This window comes from Streptomyces fragilis, assembly GCF_003112515.1.
In the GTDB taxonomy this organism is placed as follows: Bacteria; Actinomycetota; Actinomycetes; order Streptomycetales; family Streptomycetaceae; genus Streptomyces; species Streptomyces fragilis.
On record NZ_BEVZ01000004.1, the window covers coordinates 353,555 to 371,807 of the forward strand.

Below are 18,253 nucleotides of genomic sequence, written 5' to 3' on the forward strand. Positions count from 1 at the left end.
TTGGGGGAATCTGGGGGGCTCCCCCAGAAACTTTGCATCCTCTGCACGGCCCAACCAGGGCCGTAAATACGTACTGCTTGCTGTGTTCGGCTCGCTGTCGCGGCCGGGTCAGCCCGCGAGGCGCCGGTTGGCGTCCTCGATGCGGTCCACGACGGAGCCGTTGATGACCTCGTCGCCGACCTGCACCCGGATCCCGCCGAGGACCGCGGGGTCCACGTCGAGGTTGAGGTGCATCGCACGGCCGTAGAGCTTGACCAGGGCGGCGCTGAGGCGCTGCTTCTGGATCTCGCTCAGCGGCACCGCGGAGGTGACCACGGCGACCATCCGGTTACGGCGGTCGGCGGCGAGCTTGGCGAGGGACTCGAGTCCCGCTTCCAGGCTACGTCCACGCGGCGCGGTCACCAGACGGATCACCAGGCGCTCGGTGACGGCGTTCGCCCGGCCGCCGAGCAGCCTGCGCAGCAGACCGCTCTTGGCCTCGGCGCTCGCCGACCGGTCGGTCAGCGCGGCGCGCAGGCCGGCGTTCGAGGCGACGATCCGGCCGAACCGGAACAGCTCGTCCTCGACGTCGTCCAGGGCGCCGGCCTTCTGGGCGGCCGTGAGGTCGGCGAGGTTCGCCAGCTCCTCCACCGCGTCCACCAGGTGGCGCGGGGCGGACCAGCGGGACCGGACCATGCCCGACACCAGGTCGGTGGCCGGACCGCCGATCTGGACGCCCAGCAGGCGCTGGACCAGGTCGGCCTTGGCCTCTCCGGACTGCGCCGGGTCGGTGAGGACCCGACGCAGCGACACCTCGCGGTCGAGCAGCGCGGTGACGGCGGCCAGCTCGTCGGCGAGCCGCGCCGCGTCGACGGACGTGGAGTCCGTCAGCGCGTCGAGTCGCTCACGGGCGGCGACCAGGGCCTCGCGGCTCGCTCCGTTCATCGCGCGGCCTCGGCCTTCTCCTCGAGCTCGCCGAGGAAGCGGTTGATGACGCGGCTCTGACGGGCGTGGTCCTCGAGGGACTCGCCCACGAGCTTGCCGGCCAGGTCGGTGGCGAGCTTGCCGACGTCCTGGCGCAGCGCGGTCGCTGCGGCCTTGCGGTCGGCCTCGATCTGCGCGTGACCGGCGGCGATGATCTCCTCGCGCTGGCGCTGGCCCTCCGCACGCATCTCGGCGATGAGCGCGGCACCCTGCTCCTGCGCCTCCGAGCGCAGGCGCGCGGCCTCGTGACGGGCCTCGGCGAGCTGAGCCTTGTACTGCTCGAGCACGCTGTTGGCCTCGGTCTGAGCGGCCTCGGCCTTCTCGATACCGCCCTCGATGGCCTCGCGGCGCTCTTCCAGAACCTTGTTGATGTTCGGGAGGAGCTTCCAGGCGAAGACGGCGAAGACGATGACGAAGGCGATCAGGCCGATGACAAGCTCGGGGATCGGCGGCACGAGGGGGTTCTGGACCTCCTCGGACGCGATCGTGAGCAGCTGGCTCATGTCAATGCCTTTCGTCTAGTCGGCTGGTGGCGGATCGCTAGATCACTGGCCGTAGACGAACGGCATGACCAGACCGATGAGGGCGAGCGCCTCACAGAAGGCGAAGCCGAGGATCTGGTTGGCACGGATCAGGCCGGCGGCCTCGGGCTGGCGGGCCAGCGCCTGGGTGCCGTTACCGAAGATGATGCCGACGCCGACGCCGGGGCCGATGGCGGCGAGGCCGTAGCCGATGGAGGCGACAGAACCGGTAACTGCGGCAAGAGTGGACATGCCAGTTCTTCCTTTTCTCAACGGACCGGTGGGGGTTGGCCACCGGACGACTGGGGGTCGGGTCCTACGGGCGTTCGACTCAGTGGTGCTCTGCGAGCGCGCCCTGGATGAAGGTGCAGGTCAGCAGCACGAAGACGTACGCCTGCAGGGCCTGGATGAACAGCTCGAAGACCGTCATCACGATGACCATGATGAAGCTGACGCCGGCGTAGGCGATGCCGATGCCGTTCAGCAGGTACCAGCTGGCGATCGTGAAGAGCACCAGAAGCGTGTGGCCCGCGAACATGTTCGCGAACAGTCGCACCGCGTGGGTGAAGGGGCGGACCAGCAGGTTCGAGAAGAACTCGATCAGCATGGCCAGCGGCAGAACCGGGCCGAGGTCCTTGTTGTAGCCGGTGATGTTCTTCCAGCCGCCGACGAAGCCGTGGCGCTTGAAGGTCAGGCTCACCCACAGGACGTACACGATGAGCGCCAGGACCGCCGGGTAGGCGATGATCGAGGTCACCGGGAACTGGGCGAGCGGGACGACCGACCAGAGGTTCATCATCCAGATGAAGAAGAACATCGAGACGACCAGGGGGACGTACTTCTCGCCCTCCTTGCGCCCGAGGGTCTCGTAGACCACACCGCGGCGGATGAAGTCGTAGCCGAACTCGGCCACCATCTGCAGCTTGCCGGGCACCATCTTCGGCTTGCGGAAGGCGGCCCAGAAGAAGCCGATCACGATGACCGAACCCAGGAGGGCGAGGAGCATCGGCTTGTTGAAGTACAGGTTGCTGTCCGCGTCGCCCCACAGGGGCTCGAACAGGAACGAGTGCAGGCCCGGAGCCGGGAAGCCACAGCCATCGAAGATGTGGCAGTCGGTCTCGAAGGCGAGCACCTGCGTCGGGTCAGCACTCACCGCGGGCTCCTTCAGCGTGGCGCATAGGTACGGCAACCTCGTTGTGTCGGCGCGGCACGAGGCCGCTGTTCGGCACGGGACTGGTCTTACGGATGTGGGGGCGGCCGGGGGGCATCAAGCCTCGCGTTCGAGCAGGCGTCAGCTCGCATGCCCGCGCCCGCGATGCCGCAGTCGGCAACGGACGATAGCAGGAACGCTCAGCTGAGATTTCCGCGCCCCCACCCCTCACGACGAGCGCCCCGTCTTCTGCGTCTTCTCGTTCTCGGTCGACTCGGGTTCGACGTACAGGATCTTGGCCTTCATGTGCGCCCGTGCCTGCGCGGCGACCCAGGTGATGGTGCCGACGACCAGCGAGATCGCGAAGGTCTTGGGGTGGAACAGCGACGTGTCCTTGAACACGGCCACGAAGAAGAACAGCAACAGGATCTGCGCCGTGTAGAGCATCAGACCCATGGCCTGGAACAGGTGCGGAAGCGACCTCGCGACGCGCTGCAGTACGTAGAGCCCGATCCCCATGAAGAGGATGACCACCAGCGTCCCGACGACGGCGCCGAGAGCACCCTTGCCACCGGCGACCAGCCCGCTGACGACGGCGACGATCGCGCCGGCGGCGGCCGTGGGCACGGCGGTGTGGGTGAGCATCCGAACGTCGTTGGACGGCATGGCGGCAACTCCGCTTGCTGAGGGGGGCAGGGTGTCGTCATGGACGAGCGTAGACCCGGGGTGCGAGAGAGAACCTTGGGCCGGGAGACCGTCGCACCTGGCGGCCGGGAGGCTGCCGTACGCGTTGGTCCGGCTCCGGTCCGGGCTACTCGTGAACGCTATCACAAACTATTTGATGAGGTCTTTACCTACTTCGTGTGCCTGCTGTCACACGAGGGGGTTAAGCGGCGCGCCAGTAACGATTCGCCGCACCTCTTGCCTGGTATAAGGACGATTTGCCCACCCAAGCGCTCACCAAGAGCGTCCCTCGGTCGGGTCAAGCTCTAGGCGGATTCTTACCTTGCGGTCCTGCCCGCACCCGGGCCGGCGCCACCCCTCAGGGGCGGCGGAAGCGGGTGCGGTGGCCCACCGCCGAGGCGCCGCCGGCGACGCGGGCGGCGCCGACGGCCACCGGCTCGCGGTCCCCGCCCTCCGCGCCGCCGTGCGACTCCCCGGGCCCACCGTGACCGGCGGGTCCGCCGGGCCCGCGGGGGGCGTCGTGCGCCCCCGCGGGCAGCCGCTCGGCCTCCTGGCCGGGCGCGCGGTCCTCCGGGGCGCCCGCGGAGCCCGCGCCGGCCTCCTCGGCCGCCTCGCCCCGTGAGCGCCGGTAGCGCGGCGGCAGCAGCCCTTCCATCCAGCGCGGGGCGCGCGGCGTGAAGCGCGGCATCAGCAGCAGCACCAGGCCCAGGGCGCTCAGCAGGGCGACGCTCAGCACGATCCACATCGAGGCCGCGGTCACCGAGTACGACAGCGCGCCGAAGGCGATCAGCCCGCACCAGAAGTACATGATCAGCACGGCCCGGCTGTGCGAGTGGCCGATCTCCAGCAGCCGGTGGTGCAGGTGGCCCCGGTCCGCGGCGAACGGCGACTGTCCGCGCCAGGTACGGCGCACGATGGCCAGCACCAGGTCGGCGGCGGGGATCGCGATGATGGTCAGCGGCAGCAGCAGCGGGATGTAGACCGGCACGGTCGCGTGCACCGCGCTGCGCTCGCCGCCGGCGAACAGGCTCATCGCGTCCGGGTCGATCTGGCCGGTGATGGAGATGGCCCCGGCCGCCAGCACCAGGCCGATCAGCATCGACCCGGAGTCGCCCATGAAGATCCGCGCCGGGTGCATGTTGTGCGGCAGGAAGCCCACGCACATGCCGATCAGGATGGCGGCGAACAGGGTGGCCGGGGCGGCCGCCTCGATGCCGTAGCCGTACCAGATCCGGTAGCCGTACAGGAAGAACGCCAGCGAGGCGATGGCCACCATGCCGGACGACAGGCCGTCCAGACCGTCGACGAAGTTCACCGCGTTGATGGTGATCACCACCAGCGCCACGGTCAGCAGCGTGCCCTGCCAGGAGGTGAGCGCCACCATGCCGACGCCCGGCACGGGCAGCCACAGGATGGTGAGGCCCTGCATGACCATCACGCCGGCCGCGATCATCTGGGCGCCCAGCTTGATCAGCGCGTCCAGTTCGAACTTGTCGTCCAGCACGCCGATGATCCAGATCAGCGCCGCGCCGGAGAGCAGCGCCCGCGGCTCGTTGGAACGCTCGAAGACCTGGCCGAGATTGGTCAGCTGCGAGGCGACCAGCAGGCCCGCGCACATGCCGAAGAACATGGCGATGCCGCCCAGCCGCGGGGTGGGTTCACGGTGCACGTCACGCGCCCGCACCTCGGGCATGGCTCCCGCCACGATCGCGAACTTCCGCACCGGACCCGTCAGGAGGTACGTCACCGCGGCCGTGATGCAGAGCGTCAGCAGGTATTCACGCACGGGCTTCCCCACAGATCTCGCTGGCCAACTCCGACCCCACCCTAGCGAGGGACGGTCACAAGTGATGACTTCCGGGTGGCCGCCGCGGTTTCACCCGTGGGGGTCGGGGTAGGGCGGCGGGAAGGCCTCGGCCAGCTCGCGTGCCCCGGCGCGCGCCCCGTCGACGTCGCCGCGCAGGGCCCGCCCGACCAGGGACGCGACGGCCCGCGCCTCCTCCTCCCCCATCCCGAGGGTCGTCACGGCAGCCGTTCCCAGGCGGATACCCCGGCTGTCGTGAGGCAGTGCGGATGTGTCGAGAACCATGCCCGCGGCGCCCAGCAGATCGCGGGCGGCGCGGCCGTCGAGGCCGCCCAGCGGGGCCGGGTCGGCGGTGATCAGGTGGGTGTCGGTGCCGCCGGTGGTGACGTGCAGCCCTTCCGCGGCGAGCTGGTCGGCCATGGCGCGGGCGTTGGCCACCGTGCGGTGGGTGTAGCGCGCGTACGCCGGGGTGGCCGCCTCGCCGAAGGCCACCGCCTTCGCGGCGACCACGTTCATCGGCGCCCCGCCCTGGGTGAACGGGAAGACCGCGCGGTCGATCCGCTCGGCCATCTCCTCGGTGCACAGCAGCATCCCGCCGCGCGGGCCGCGCAGCACCTTGTGCGTGGTCGCGCAGACCACGTCCGCGTACGGCACGGGGCTGGGCGCGGCACCGCCCGCCACCAGGCCGATGGGGTGCGCGGCGTCGACGACGAGGTAGGCGCCGGCCTCGTCGGCGATCTCCCGGAACGCCGCGTAGTCGATGTGCCGGGGGTACGCGGTCGACCCGCAGACCACGACCTTCGGCTTCGTCACCCGGGCCAGCGCCCGGACCTGCTCGTAGTCCAGCAGGCCGGACTCGGCGTCGACGCCGTAGCCGGTGAAGCGGAACCAGCGGCCGGAGAAGTTGGCCGGGGACCCGTGGGTGAGGTGCCCGCCGAACGCGAGGCCGAGGGCGAGCACCGGGTCCCCGGGGCGCAGCAGGGCGGCGTACGCGGCCAGCACGGCGGCGGAGCCGGAGTGGGGCTGCACGTTGACGTGCGCGGCGCCGAAGAGGGTGCGGGCGCGGTCCACCGCCGTGCGTTCGGCGAGGTCGGCGTAGGCGCAGCCGCCGTGGAAGCGGTTGCCGGGGTAGCCCTCGGCGTACTTGTCCGCGAGGGGCGAGGCGAGGGCCTCCAGGACGGCGGGCGAGGTGTAGTTCTCGGCGGCGATCAGCTGGAGCGTGGTGTGGCGGCGGTGCGCCTCGGCCTCCAGGATCCCGGCCATCTCGGGGTCCTGCGCCCTCAGCGTCCGCGCCTGCCTCTCGGTGACGGTCCCCATGCGGACCCTCCTCCTCCGGACGACCCCTCCAGCCTAGGCCGCCCGCATCGCCCCCGCGCGCCCTGCACGCGGCGGGGAGGTCAGGTGCGGATGCCGGTGAGGGCGGTGACGACGGGGTCGAGGGCTCCGTGTATCTCCTCGCCGACGGAGCGGAAGAACGGCAGCGGCGCCCCGTACGGGTCGTACACCTCGTCCGCCTCGGGGGTGGGCGCGAGCAGCCAGCCGCGCAGCGCGGCGGCGGCCCGCACCAGGGCACGCGCCCGCGCGCACACCCCGTCCTCGACCGGCGGGAGCGTCGCGGGGTCGATCGCCCGCACGAGCCGCGTGAACTCCTTGAGCGTGAAGGTCCGCAGCCCCGCCGAGTGCCCCATGGAGATGACGTGGGCCCGGTGGTCCCGCGTGGCCGTCAGCACCAGGTCGGCGCGGATGACGTGCTCGTCCCGCAGCTCCCGCCCGGTGAAGCCGGACGCGTCCGCCCCGTACTCGTCGAGCACGGTGACCGCGTTCTCCTCCATGGGCGCGCCCTCGTGCCCCCAGGTGCCGGCGGACTCGACCACCAGTCCGCCCCACCGGGGGTCGCCGAGCCGCTGCGCGAGGGCGTGCCGGGTCAGCCGCTCGGTGATCGGCGAGCGGCACACGTTTCCGGTGCTGACATGCAGGATCCGGAAGCCGGCCTCCCCGCCGTCTTCCTCTCGTATGCCAAGCCCCGCGTCAGGGGCGGGGGTCAATTCGCCACCTCGAGGTCGGGTACCACCTTGCGCAGCTCCTCGGCGGAGATGGCGCCCTCGCGCAGCAGCACCGGCACGGCGCCGGTGACGTCCACGATCGACGAGGGCACGTTGCCCGGCGTCGGACCGCCGTCGAGGTACACGGACACGGAGTCGCCGAGCATCCGCTGGGCGGCGTCGCAGTCCTCCGGGGAGGGGTGCCCGGTGAGGTTGGCGGAGGAGACGGCCATCGGGCCGACCTCGGTCAGCAGCTCGATGGCGACCGGGTGCAGCGGCATCCGCACCGCGACCGTGCCGCGGGTGTCGCCGAGGTCCCAGGCGAGCGACGGCTGCTGGCGGGCGACCAGGGTGAGCGCGCCGGGCCAGAAGGCGTCGACCAGCTCCCAGGCGGTCTCGGAGAAGTCGGTGACCAGGCCGTGCAGCGTGTTGGGCGAGCCGATGAGCACCGGGGAGGGCATGTTGCGCCCGCGGCCCTTGGCCTCCAGCAGGTCGCCGACCGCCTCCGCGGAGAAGGCGTCCGCGCCGATGCCGTACACGGTGTCCGTCGGCAGGACGACCAGTTCGCCACGGCGGACGGCGGACGCGGCCTCGCGCAGACCGGTCGTGCGGTCGGTCGCGTCGTTGGTGTCGTATCGCCGTGCCATGTCAGCTGGCCTCCTCGTGCGGGTCGTGCAGGGGGAAGTGTTCGGAAGGGTCGGAAGCGGCCGAACCGCGGGGCTCGGCGGGGCGCGCGCTCACGGCGTCGCCTTGCGGGCCGTGGCGAACCGCGGCCGGTTGTTGAGGTCGGGGTGGTCGGCCGCGTCGGCCCAGCCCCGCTCCTCGGCGAAGATCCAGGGGACCAGCCCGCCCTGGGTGTCGGCGTGCTCGACCACGACGACGCCGCCGGGCCGCAGCAGCCGGTGCGCGGTGCGCTCCAGGCCGCGGATCAAGTCGAGCCCGTCCTGGCCGGAGAACAGCGCCATGTCCGGATCGTGGTCCCTGGCCTCGGGGGCGACGTACTCCCACTCGGTGAGGGGGATGTACGGCGGGTTGGTGACGACCAGGTCGACCTGGCCGTCCAGGTCCGGGAAGGCGGTCAGCGCGTCACCGTGCCGCAGGTCGACGCGGGAGCCCTCCATGTTCTTGCGGGCCCACTCCAGGGCCTCCTCGGAGAGCTCCACCGCGTGCACCGAGGACCGGGGCACCTCCTGCGCCATGGCCAGCGCGATGGCGCCCGACCCGGTGCACAGGTCCACGATCCTCGGCTCGGCGACGTCCATCGCCCGCACCGCGTCTATGGCCCAGCCCACCACCGACTCCGTCTCCGGACGGGGCACGAAGACGCCGGGCCCGACCTGGAGCTCCAGGTAGCGGAAGAAGGCGCGGCCGGTGATGTGCTGCAGCGGCTCGCGGGCCTCCCGCCGGGCGACGACCTCCCAGTACCGGGCGTCGAAGTCGGAGTCCTTGACGGTGTGCAGCTGGCCCCGCTTCACGCCGTGCACGAACGCGGCGAGCTCCTCCGCGTCGTTGCGCGGCGAGGGCACGCCGGCGGCCGCCAGCCGCTGGGTGGCCTGCGCCACCTCGGCGAGCAGCACGCTGCGCGGGCTCTGGTTCTGCGGCACGCTGGTCCTCCGGTGTCCGGTGTCGTGCGGGACGTCTTCGCTCGGTGGGCGCCGGGCGTCAGGCGCTCGCGAGCTTGGCGGCCGAGTCCGCGTCGACGCAGGCCTGGATCACCGCGTCCAGGTCGCCGTCGAGGACCTGGTCGAGGTTGTAGGCCTTGAAGCCGACCCGGTGGTCGGAGATCCGGTTCTCCGGGAAGTTGTACGTGCGGATCTTCTCGGACCGGTCGACCGTGCGGACCTGGCTGCGGCGCGCGTCGGCGGCCTCCCGCTCCGCCTCCTCCTGCGCGGCGGCGAGCAGCCTGGAGCGCAGGATACGCAGTGCCTGCTCCTTGTTCTGCAGCTGGCTCTTCTCGTTCTGGCAGGAGGCGACGACGCCGGTGGGGATGTGCGTGATGCGCACCGCGGAGTCGGTCGTGTTCACGGACTGCCCGCCGGGCCCGGAGGACCGGTAGACGTCGATGCGCAGGTCGTTCGGGTTGATCTCGACGTCGACCTCCTCGGCCTCCGGCGTGACCAGCACGCCCGCGGCCGAGGTGTGGATGCGGCCCGCCGACTCGGTGGCCGGCACGCGCTGCACGCGGTGCACGCCACCCTCGTACTTCAGGCGCGCCCAGACGCCCTGGCCGGGCTCGGTGGCGCCGTTGCCGCCCTTGGTCTTCACGGCGACCTGGACGTCCTTGTAGCCGCCCAGCTCGGACTCGGTGGCGTCGATGATCTCGGTCTTCCAGCCCACCCGCTCGGCGTACCGCAGGTACATGCGCAGCAGGTCGCCCGCGAACAGCGCGGACTCGTCGCCGCCGGCGCCGGCCTTGATCTCGAGGATGACGTCCTTGTCGTCGCTGGGGTCCCGCGGGACCAGCAGCAGGCGCAGCTTCTCGGTGAGCTCGCCCTGGAGCTTGTCGAGCTCCTTGACCTCGGAGGCGAAGTCGGGGTCGTCGGCGGCCAGTTCCCTGGCGGCCTCGATGTCGTCCCCGGTGCGCTTCCAGGAGCGGTAGGTGGCGACGATCGGACTCAGCTCGGCGTAGCGCTTGTTCAGCTTGCGCGCGTTGGCCTGGTCGGCGTGGACCGACGGATCGGCGAGCTTCTTCTCGAGATCGGCGTGCTCACCGACGAGTTCCTCGACGGCCTCGAACATGTGGGGGCTCCTGGCTCCTGGAAGGCGGGCATGGCTGCGAAGGCGTGACGACCAAAAACGCCGGTCCCGGCCGCCCTGCGTGGGGCGGCCGAGGACCGGCGCGGTGGCTCGCTACTTCTTCGAGCCGGCGGCCGCCTTGCCGAAGCGGGCCTCGAAGCGGGCCACACGGCCACCGGTGTCGAGGATCTTCTGCTTGCCCGTGTAGAACGGGTGGCACTCGGAGCAGACCTCGGCACGGATGTTGCCGGAGGTGATGGTGCTGCGAGTCGTGAACGACGCGCCGCAGGTGCAGCTGACCTGCGTCTCGACGTACTCGGGGTGGATGTCGCGCTTCAAGGTGTCTCCTAGATTTCGGGAGGGCGCCGGGTCGCCGCCGCGGGATGCGGGAGCGTGAACCGGGGCCGACGTACCAGTTTGCCAGTACTGGCCGCATCCCCCAAAACCGGGGTGAGGGCTGTTCTATTCCTCCCGCCCGCGCCCCGCGCCGTCCGGCCGCCTCCGGCCTCTCCCGGCCGCCTCAGGAGGCGAGGTGGCGGGCCGCGCCGCGGCCGGGCGGGCCCACGACGGCGTCGGCGTGGCCGGCGGCGGACCCCTTGACCTTGGCCGGGAGGGCCTTGTCGTGCCGCAGCGCGGACCACACCAGGGCGGCCGCGTCCTCGTCGACGAGGACGCGGTTGGGGTCGGCCGGGTCGTAGCCGACGGGCAGCGTCGTCATCGACAGGTGCGACGGCGAGATGTCCTTGAGCCCGCTCGCGAAGGAGGCGAGCGAGGTGACCGAGCCGATGCCGGAGTCGGTGGTGACGGACTTGGTGGCGGTGTTCGCGAGGTCGTAGAGCCGCTTCGGGTGGGAGAGCACGCCGACCTCCTCGACCTGCTCGACGAGGGCCTTGACGAACGCCTGCTGCAGCTGGATGCGGCCCAGGTCGGAGCCGTCGCCGACGCCGTGCCGGGTGCGGACCAGGCCGAGGGCCTGCTCGCCGTCCAGGCGGTGGGTGCCGGCCGCGAGTCTGAGGTGGCTGTCCGGGTCGGAAATCTTCTTGTTGGTGGTGACCTCGACGCCGCCGAGGGCGTCGACCATCCGCTTGAAGCCGGTGAAGTCGACCTCGACGAAGTGGTCGACCCGGATGCCGCTCATCGACTCGACGGTCTTGACGGTGCAGGCGGCTCCGCCGGTGGCGTACGCCGAGTTGAACATGACGTCCTCGGCGGCGCCCTGCCGGTGCCCGGAGCGGTCGACGCAGGAGGGCCGGTCGACGAGGGTGTCGCGCGGTATGGAGACCACGCTGGCCGCTTCGCGGCCCTTGTGCACGTGGATCAGCATCGCGGTGTCGGCGCGGGCGACGCCGTCGTCGGAGCCTCCGCCGAGCTTCCTGTTGCCGCCGGAGCGGCTGTCGGAGCCGAGGACCAGGATGTCCTGGGAGCCGTTCGCGGCGTTCGCGGGGCGGGCCGAGCCGAGCATGTGGTCGATGTCGATGCTCTGGATGTTCCCGTTGAGCTGCGTGTACACGTAACCGAGTCCGGCGCCGCCGAGCACGAGGACGCCGGCCGCGCTCCAGACCGCGGCGCGCAGTGCCCGCTGCCCGGGCGTGCGGGCCTTGCGACGGCGCCCCTTGCTCCCGCGCGTTTTCGCGCGCCGGGAGCCGGGCGTGCCGGGGCCGTTCTCCTCCGGTATGCCGGGCGGGGGCGTGCTGCTCTCGGGTGGCATCTCGATCCTCTGGTCCTCTCGGTTGGACGGTGTACCCGTGCGGGCCGAAGCCGAAAGGTTGGCACACGGGGTGTTCGCCCTCCGTGCCCGAACGACCACCGCGCCCCTCCCCCGCGCCCCGCCGGCACCGCGCCTCACCTGCGGCTTTCCGGGCCGCCGGGCGACGGCCGCCCGATCTGCCCCTGTGAAGAAGCTCTCCCGCCACGTTCCGGCGCGCCCGGTCCGCGTCCGCTCCGGCTCACACGCCCCGCACACGGCGAAGGGCCGCCCCGCGCGATGCGCGGAGCGGCCCTTCGAGGCGCCTTCGCCGTCAGTCCCCGCTGGGGTTCGGCGTGTTCTTCTGGATCATCATCAGGAACTCGGCGTTGGACTTCGACTGCTTCATCTTGTCGAGGAGCAGCTCGATGGCCTGCTGCTGGTCCAGGGCGTGCAGCACGCGCCGCAGCTTCCAGACGATCGCCAGCTCCTCGGCGCCCAGCAGGATCTCCTCCTTGCGGGTGCCGGAGGCGTCGACGTCGACGGCCGGGAAGATGCGCTTGTCGGCGAGCTTCCGGTCGAGCTTGAGCTCCATGTTGCCGGTGCCCTTGAACTCTTCGAAGATCACCTCGTCCATGCGGGACCCGGTGTCCACCAGGGCGGTGGCGAGGATGGTCAGCGAACCGCCGTCCTCGATGTTGCGGGCCGCACCGAAGAAGCGCTTCGGCGGGTACAGGGCGGTCGAGTCGACACCACCGGACAGGATGCGGCCGGAGGCCGGCGCCGCCAGGTTGTAGGCGCGGCCCAGTCGCGTGATGGAGTCCAGCAGCACGACCACGTCGTGGCCCAGCTCGACCAGGCGCTTGGCGCGCTCGATGGCGAGCTCGGCGACGGTCGTGTGGTCCTCGGCCGGGCGGTCGAAGGTCGAGGAGATGACCTCGCCCTTCACCGACCGCTGCATGTCGGTGACCTCTTCCGGACGCTCGTCGACCAGGACGACCATCAGGTGGCACTCGGGGTTGTTGCGGGTGATCGCGTTGGCGACCGCCTGCATGATCATGGTCTTACCGGTCTTCGGCGGGGCCACGATCAGACCGCGCTGGCCCTTGCCGATCGGCGACACGAGGTCGATGATCCGCGTGGTCAGCACGCCCGGGTCCGTCTCCAGGCGGAGGCGGTCCTGCGGGTACAGCGGCGTCAGCTTGTTGAACTCCGGGCGGCCGCGGCCGTGTTCGGGCGCCATGCCGTTCACGGAGTCGAGGCGGACCAGCGCGTTGAACTTCTCGCGCCGCTCGCCGTCCTTCGGCTGGCGGACCGCGCCGGTGACGTGGTCGCCCTTGCGCAGGCCGTTCTTGCGGACCTGGGCGAGCGAGACGTACACGTCGTTCGGGCCCGGCAGGTAGCCGGAGGTGCGGATGAAAGCGTAGTTGTCGAGGATGTCGAGGATGCCCGCGACGGGGATCAGCACGTCGTCGTCGGCGACCTGCGGCTCGGCCACGTCGTCACGGCCGCGACGGCCCCGGCGGTCGCGGTAGCGGCCGCGACGGCCACGGCGGCCGCCCTCGAAGTCGTCGTCGTCCTGCTGCTGGCGGTCGCGGTCACGGTTCTGGCCGCCGCCCTGCTGGTTCTGACGGCCGCCCTGGCCGCCGCCCTGCTGGTCGTCGCCCTTGCGGCGCTCGCCACGGTCACCGCCGCGCTCGCCGCCGCGGTCCCCGCGGTCACGGTTGCGGTTGCGCTCCCGGTCCCGGGTGCGGCCCGAACGGCCTTCCGCGTCACCGGAGTCGCTGCGCTCGCCCTGCGCCTGGCCGGCGGCGTCCTGCTGCTTGTTGTCGGTCTTCACGTCGTTCTTGTCACCGCGCGCGTCGCCCTTACCGCTGTCACTTCTGTCCTGGCCCTGGGTCTCGCCCTTGGCCTCGGCGGTGACGGTCTCGGGGCTGCCGGCCTCGGCGGTGGCACGACGGCGGCGGCGCTCGGCCGGCGGCTCGTCGCTCTTGGCGGCGGGCGCCTGCTCGGCCTCGCCCTTCGCGGCCTGCTCGGCCTTGGGCGAGGGCTGGCCGGGAATCTGGGCCTTCTCGGCCGCCGACTCCTCACCCGTACGGGTGCGGGAGGTGGTGCGCCGCTTGGGCTTGGCCTCGCTGTCGGTACCGGACGCGGCCGTCTTGGCCGGGGCGCCGCCGGAGGCCTGTGCCTCCTTGATGACCTCGATCAGCTGGCTCTTGCGCATCCGCGCCGTGCCCCTGATCCCGAGGCCCGAGGCGACCTGCTGCAGTTCGGCCAGCACCATGCCCTCGAGGCCGGTACCGCGACGCCGTCGCGAGCCGGCACCGCTGGCAGGCGTGGAAGCGTCCGTGGCGGGCGCGGCAGCGGTCTCGTCGACACGTGCGCCCATCAGATCGGTGGTGTCGCTCACGAAGGGTCCTTCCCTGGAGCGGGCGTCGGCCTGTCTGGCTCGGCGACCGGTTGTGCTGTCCGGATCGGTCCCGATCTGATCCCTCTGATCGATCGGACGGTCCGGGGCGGTGGTCCGCCACATCGGACGGAGGAAACAACGGGTGATTGGTGGCGCTCCCCGCGACGGCGACACCGTGATTCTGCGTGTCGCGTGGCTCGGTCGCACCGGTTCCGAAGCGTGCCCGGAGAGCTGCTCAGTATTCGCGTACGGGTTGCTGCCCGCGTACTACGTACCGTACGAAACACAGTGCGGCTTGGGAGGCTCCCGGAAGAATGTCTGTCCCGGACGGGGACGTGAAGCACCTCGCCACGCTCGGGTGGTCGGGTGCGGACTTGACATTAACACTACCGGATCCCACAAACATTCCCCCTCTCCACATCCGGCAATCGCCTGAATATCCGCTCCCGGTCAGTGCTTATCCGGGAACGCGGCCGTTCATGCGGCGGCTCACGCACCGGCCGCGAGCGGAAGCACGCTCGCGCCCGACAGATCCAGGGCCAGCCGGTTCGCGGCCCAGCCGTCACCTGCGGACATCTCCACCTTCTGGGCCGTCTCCTCGCTGGCCAGGGCCAGCACGGTGGGGCCCGCCCCGGAGATCACCGCGGGAATTCCGTCGGCCCGCAGCCGCTCCACCAGGGCCGCGCTCTCCGGCATCGCCGGGGCGCGGTACTCCTGGTGCAGACGGTCCTCGGTGGCCGGCATCAGCAGCTCGGGGCGCCTGGTGAGGGCCTCGACGAGCAGCGCGGCACGGCCGGCGTTGGCGGCGGCGTCGACATGGGGGACGTTGCGCGGCAGCAGGCCACGGGCGGTCTCGGTCAGTACCGGCTTCCCGGGAACGAAAACCACCGGAACGATGGAACCGGAGGGCTCGCTGCGCACCGCGCGGCCGACCCCGCCCTCCATCCACGCGAGGGTGAATCCGCCGAGCAGACAGGCGGCGACGTTGTCGGGGTGGCCCTCGATCTCGGTGGCCAGTTCCAGCAGTCCCTCGTCGTCGAGCCGGTTCTCGCCGCCTATCGTCACCGCGCGCGCGGCGACGATTCCGGCGCAGATCGCGGCCGAGGAGGAACCGAGTCCGCGGCCGTGCGGAATGCGGTTGGCACAGACGATTTCCAGCCCCCTGGGCTGTCCGCCGAGCACGTCGAAAGCGGCGCGCATCGCGCGCACGAGCAGATGCTTCTCGTCGCGCGGCAGATTGTCGCTTCCCTCGCCGGCGATGTCGATGTGCAGCCCCGATTCGGCCACCCGGACGACAACGTCGTCATACAGCCCGAGCGAAAGACCGAGGGCGTCGAACCCCGGACCGAGATTCGCGCTGGTGGCGGGCACGCGCACGCGCACGGCGGCGGCTCGGAAGGCGGGACCGGCCATCGCTGGATGACTCTCCTTGACTGCGGGACATGAGACGACGCCAATGCGTCGGACCGAGCACGGCACGGCAGATGCGGCGGGCTGGTTCAGTACAGACTATCGAAGGATGCTTCCCCGGCGACATAGGGCGCACAGGAGGCACACGCAGCGTGTCGATTCACGCCAACTTCCGCGGCCCGCACCGCCCTGGCGGGCCCGCGGGCGCCGCGCGGGCGACGGTGCCGTCCACCGGGTGCGGCCCTTGCCCGCCGCAAGGCCCTGCGGGGCGGCCCCGGCCGCCCGCGGGGAGCACAGGCGGCTCGGGCGGCGGGCAGGCGGCTCGGGCGGAGAGCATCCGGGCGGCGGGCGGTCCGGGTCGGCCGGGACGAGGCCCCGGGTGCGGACCGCCCGCCGGGCGGGATCAGTCCTGCGGCGTGAGGCCGAGGCGCGCGGCCGCGGCGGCCGCGTCCACCGGGACGACCTCGGGTCGCGCCGGCGCCCCCATCGTCGCCCACTCGGGGTCCTTGAGCCCGTTGCCGGTGACGGTGCAGACGATCCGCTGCCCCGGGTCCACCAGCCCCGCCTCCGTCGCCTTCAGCAGCCCCGCCACGGACGCCGCGGACGCTGGCTCGACGAACACGCCCTCCTGCGAGGCCAGCAGCCGGTAGGCCCGCAGGATGTCACGGTCCGTCACGTCGTCGATCAGGCCGCCGGAGTCGTCCCGGGCCGCCTCCGCGTACTCCCAGGAGGCCGGGTTGCCGATCCGGATCGCCGTGGCGATGGTCTGCGGGTCCTTCACGACCTCGCCCCGCACCAGCGGCGCGCTGCCCGCGGCCTGGAAACCCCACATCCGCGGCTTGCGCGTGGCGAGCCCGTCCCCGGCGTACTCCCGGTAGCCCTTCCAGTACGCGGTGATGTTCCCCGCGTTGCCCACCGGCAGCACGTGGATGTCCGGCGCGTCGCCCAGCATGTCCACGATCTCGAAGGCGGCGGTCTTCTGCCCCTCGATCCGCACCGGGTTCACCGAATTGACCAGCGCCACCGGGTAGTTGTCGGCCAGCGACCGGGCGAGCTCGAGGCAGTCGTCGAAGTTGCCGTCGACCTGCAGGATCTTCGCGCCGTGCACCAGCGCCTGACCCATCTTCCCCAGCGCGATCTTGCCCTGCGGCACGAGCACCGCGCACACCATCTGGGCCCGCACCGCGTAGGCGGCGGCGGAGGCGGAGGTGTTGCCGGTGGAGGCGCAGATGACCGCTTTCGCGCCCTCCTCCTTCGCCCGCGTGATGGCCATCGTCATCCCGCGGTCCTTGAACGACCCCGTCGGGTTCGCCCCCTCGACCTTGAGATGCACCTCGCACCCGGTGCGCTCGGAGAGCACCTGCGCGGGCACGAGCGGCGTACCGCCCTCGCGGAGCGTCACGACCTCCGTCGTGTCCGAGACCGGAAGCCGGTCCCGGTACTCCTCGATGATTCCGCGCCACTGGTGAGTCTGAGTCATGACTCCGCCTACTCTCCTTCGACCCGCATGATGCTGGCGACGCCCCGGACCGTGTCCAGGCCGCGAAGCGCCTCGACGACCGCGCTGAGCGAGGCGTCGGACGCACGATGGGTGACGACGACGAGCGATGCCTCGCCGTCCTTGCCCTGCTGGCGCACGGTGTCGATCGACACCCCGTGCCCGGCGAAAACCGTGGCCACCTGGGCGAGCACGCCCGGCTTGTCGGCGACGTCCAGGCTGATGTGGTACCGCGTGACCACGTCACCCATCGGCGACACCGGGAGCGCCGCGTACGCCGAGTCGCCGGGGCCCGTGGCCCCGGCCAGCCGGTTGCGGCACACCGCCACCAGGTCGCCCAGGACGGCCGAGGCGGTGGGCGAGCCGCCCGCGCCCGGCCCGTAGAACATCAGCTGCCCCGCGGCCTCCGACTCCACGAAGACCGCGTTGTACGCGCCGCGCACCGAGGCGAGCGGGTGGGTCAGCGGGATCATCGCGGGGTGCACCCGGGCCGTGACCGAGGCGCCGTCGGCCGCCCGCTCACAGATGGCGAGCAGCTTGATCGTGCAGCCCATCTCCTTGGCGGAGGCGAAGTCCGCAGCGGTCACCTCGCTCATGCCCTCGCGGTACACGTCGTCGAGACGGACCCGCGAGTGGAAGGCGATGCCCGACAGGATGGCCGCCTTGGCGGCGGCGTCGAATCCCTCGACGTCGGCCGTCGGGTCCGCCTCGGCGTACCCCAGCGCGGTGGCCTCGTCCAGCGCGTCCTGGTACCCGGCGCCCGTGGTGTCCATCTTGTCGAGGATGAAGTTCGTCGTCCCGTTGACGATGCCCAGCACCCGGTTGACCTTGTCACCGGCCATGGACTCGCGCAGCGGCCGGATCAGCGGGATCGCGCCCGCGACCGCCGCCTCGTAGTACAGGTCCCGCCCGTGCTCCTCGGCCGCCGCGTGCAGCGCGGCCCCGTCCTGGGCGATCAGCGCCTTGTTCGCGGACACCACGGACGCGCCGTGCTGGAACGCGGTCGTGATGAGCGTCCTGGCCGGCTCGATCCCGCCGATGACCTCGACCACCACGTCGATGTCGCCCCGTTTGACCAGGGCGGTCGCGTCGGTGGTGATCAGCGAGGGGTCGATCCCGGCCCGCACCCGGTCGGGGCGGCGGACGGCGACACCGGCCAACTCCACCGGCGCGCCGATCCGCGCGGCGAGGTCGGCCGCGTGCGTCGTCATGATGCGCGCCACCTCGGAGCCGACCACTCCACAGCCCAGCAGCGCCACCCTCAGCGGACGCGTACGCATCATCCGACCTCGCCTCGTTTCCTCGTACCGGTCTCATACCGGTCAACCGTTGTCCAGTCTCAGGCACCGGA

The 18,253-nt window shown here is 71.6% G+C and carries 17 protein-coding genes; all 17 read right to left on the reverse strand.

Annotation, left to right across the window (positions count from 1 at the left end):
• Positions 1-108 precede the first annotated feature (108 nt).
• Positions 109-924, reverse strand: a complete 816-nt coding sequence (locus Sfr03f_RS14760; RefSeq protein ID WP_108954359.1) for a F0F1 ATP synthase subunit delta — start codon at positions 922-924, stop codon at positions 109-111.
• A complete protein-coding gene (locus Sfr03f_RS14765; RefSeq protein WP_108954360.1) occupies positions 921-1,466 on the reverse strand; it encodes a F0F1 ATP synthase subunit B in 546 nt (181 codons plus the stop codon). Before Sfr03f_RS14765 ends, Sfr03f_RS14760 begins: the two co-directional genes overlap by 4 nt.
• A 42-nt stretch (positions 1,467-1,508) precedes the next feature.
• A complete protein-coding gene (gene atpE, locus Sfr03f_RS14770) occupies positions 1,509-1,736 on the reverse strand; it encodes an ATP synthase F0 subunit C (RefSeq protein ID WP_108954361.1) in 228 nt (75 codons plus the stop codon).
• A gap of 79 nt (positions 1,737-1,815) precedes the next feature.
• Positions 1,816-2,637, reverse strand: coding sequence for a F0F1 ATP synthase subunit A (gene atpB, locus Sfr03f_RS14775; RefSeq protein ID WP_108954362.1), 822 nt, complete (start codon positions 2,635-2,637; stop codon positions 1,816-1,818).
• A 225-nt stretch (positions 2,638-2,862) separates the two neighbouring features.
• The gene (locus Sfr03f_RS14780) at positions 2,863-3,300 is read right to left on the reverse strand and encodes a Cg1360 family ATP-synthase-associated protein (protein WP_108954363.1); all 438 of its coding nucleotides are present in this window, start codon (positions 3,298-3,300) and stop codon (positions 2,863-2,865) included.
• A 376-nt stretch (positions 3,301-3,676) separates the two neighbouring features.
• Positions 3,677-5,104 (reverse strand): MraY family glycosyltransferase, encoded by a 1,428-nt coding sequence (locus tag Sfr03f_RS14785; RefSeq protein ID WP_108954364.1) that lies wholly within the window; start codon positions 5,102-5,104, stop codon positions 3,677-3,679.
• A gap of 90 nt (positions 5,105-5,194) precedes the next feature.
• Positions 5,195-6,439 (reverse strand): serine hydroxymethyltransferase, encoded by a 1,245-nt coding sequence (glyA, locus tag Sfr03f_RS14790; protein ID WP_108954365.1) that lies wholly within the window; start codon positions 6,437-6,439, stop codon positions 5,195-5,197.
• A gap of 80 nt (positions 6,440-6,519) precedes the next feature.
• Positions 6,520-7,167 carry an arsenate reductase/protein-tyrosine-phosphatase family protein gene (locus Sfr03f_RS14795; RefSeq protein WP_108954366.1) on the reverse strand — a complete coding sequence of 216 codons (648 nt, stop codon included), beginning with the start codon at positions 7,165-7,167 and terminating at the stop codon, positions 6,520-6,522.
• On the reverse strand, positions 7,164-7,811 hold the full coding sequence (locus Sfr03f_RS14800) for an L-threonylcarbamoyladenylate synthase (protein WP_108954367.1): 648 nt from the start codon (positions 7,809-7,811) through the stop codon (positions 7,164-7,166). Before Sfr03f_RS14800 ends, Sfr03f_RS14795 begins: the two co-directional genes overlap by 4 nt.
• Positions 7,812-7,901: 90 nt before the next feature.
• Positions 7,902-8,741, reverse strand: a complete 840-nt coding sequence (gene prmC, locus Sfr03f_RS14805) for a peptide chain release factor N(5)-glutamine methyltransferase (RefSeq protein ID WP_108954986.1) — start codon at positions 8,739-8,741, stop codon at positions 7,902-7,904.
• 85 nt (positions 8,742-8,826) lie between these two features.
• Positions 8,827-9,903, reverse strand: a complete 1,077-nt coding sequence (gene prfA, locus Sfr03f_RS14810; RefSeq protein WP_108954368.1) for a peptide chain release factor 1 — start codon at positions 9,901-9,903, stop codon at positions 8,827-8,829.
• Between the two features lie 111 nt (positions 9,904-10,014).
• On the reverse strand, positions 10,015-10,239 hold the full coding sequence (gene rpmE, locus Sfr03f_RS14815) for a 50S ribosomal protein L31 (protein WP_108954369.1): 225 nt from the start codon (positions 10,237-10,239) through the stop codon (positions 10,015-10,017).
• A 181-nt stretch (positions 10,240-10,420) separates the two neighbouring features.
• Positions 10,421-11,608, reverse strand: coding sequence for an LCP family protein (locus tag Sfr03f_RS14820; protein ID WP_108954370.1), 1,188 nt, complete (start codon positions 11,606-11,608; stop codon positions 10,421-10,423).
• A gap of 310 nt (positions 11,609-11,918) precedes the next feature.
• Positions 11,919-13,994, reverse strand: a complete 2,076-nt coding sequence (gene rho, locus Sfr03f_RS14825) for a transcription termination factor Rho (RefSeq protein WP_108954371.1) — start codon at positions 13,992-13,994, stop codon at positions 11,919-11,921.
• Positions 13,995-14,483: 489 nt separating this feature from the next.
• Entirely contained in the window at positions 14,484-15,407 is a 924-nt protein-coding gene (thrB, locus tag Sfr03f_RS14830) for a homoserine kinase (RefSeq protein WP_108954372.1), read from the reverse strand.
• Between the two features lie 400 nt (positions 15,408-15,807).
• Complete coding sequence (thrC, locus tag Sfr03f_RS14835) at positions 15,808-16,884, reverse strand: threonine synthase (RefSeq protein ID WP_108954373.1); 1,077 nt, start codon at positions 16,882-16,884, stop codon at positions 15,808-15,810.
• Between the two features lie 8 nt (positions 16,885-16,892).
• A complete protein-coding gene (locus Sfr03f_RS14840) occupies positions 16,893-18,185 on the reverse strand; it encodes a homoserine dehydrogenase (protein ID WP_108954374.1) in 1,293 nt (430 codons plus the stop codon).
• Positions 18,186-18,253: the final 68 nt, after the last annotated feature.

What these genes read in the sequence shown, in the direction of transcription:
- Sfr03f_RS14760 (WP_108954359.1), bottom strand. Translation starts at nt 924, where the DNA reads ATGAACGGAGCGAGCCGCGAGGCCCTGGTCGCCGCCCGTGAGCGACTC.
- Sfr03f_RS14765 (WP_108954360.1), bottom strand. Translation starts at nt 1,466, where the DNA reads ATGAGCCAGCTGCTCACGATCGCGTCCGAGGAGGTCCAGAACCCCCTC.
- atpE (WP_108954361.1), bottom strand. Translation starts at nt 1,736, where the DNA reads ATGTCCACTCTTGCCGCAGTTACCGGTTCTGTCGCCTCCATCGGCTAC.
- Sfr03f_RS14780 (WP_108954363.1), bottom strand. Translation starts at nt 3,300, where the DNA reads ATGCCGTCCAACGACGTTCGGATGCTCACCCACACCGCCGTGCCCACG.
- glyA (WP_108954365.1), bottom strand. Translation starts at nt 6,439, where the DNA reads ATGGGGACCGTCACCGAGAGGCAGGCGCGGACGCTGAGGGCGCAGGAC.
- Sfr03f_RS14800 (WP_108954367.1), bottom strand. Translation starts at nt 7,811, where the DNA reads ATGGCACGGCGATACGACACCAACGACGCGACCGACCGCACGACCGGT.
- prfA (WP_108954368.1), bottom strand. Translation starts at nt 9,903, where the DNA reads ATGTTCGAGGCCGTCGAGGAACTCGTCGGTGAGCACGCCGATCTCGAG.
- Sfr03f_RS14820 (WP_108954370.1), bottom strand. Translation starts at nt 11,608, where the DNA reads ATGCCACCCGAGAGCAGCACGCCCCCGCCCGGCATACCGGAGGAGAAC.
- thrB (WP_108954372.1), bottom strand. Translation starts at nt 15,407, where the DNA reads ATGGCCGGTCCCGCCTTCCGAGCCGCCGCCGTGCGCGTGCGCGTGCCC.
- thrC (WP_108954373.1), bottom strand. Translation starts at nt 16,884, where the DNA reads ATGACTCAGACTCACCAGTGGCGCGGAATCATCGAGGAGTACCGGGAC.
- Sfr03f_RS14840 (WP_108954374.1), bottom strand. Translation starts at nt 18,185, where the DNA reads ATGATGCGTACGCGTCCGCTGAGGGTGGCGCTGCTGGGCTGTGGAGTG.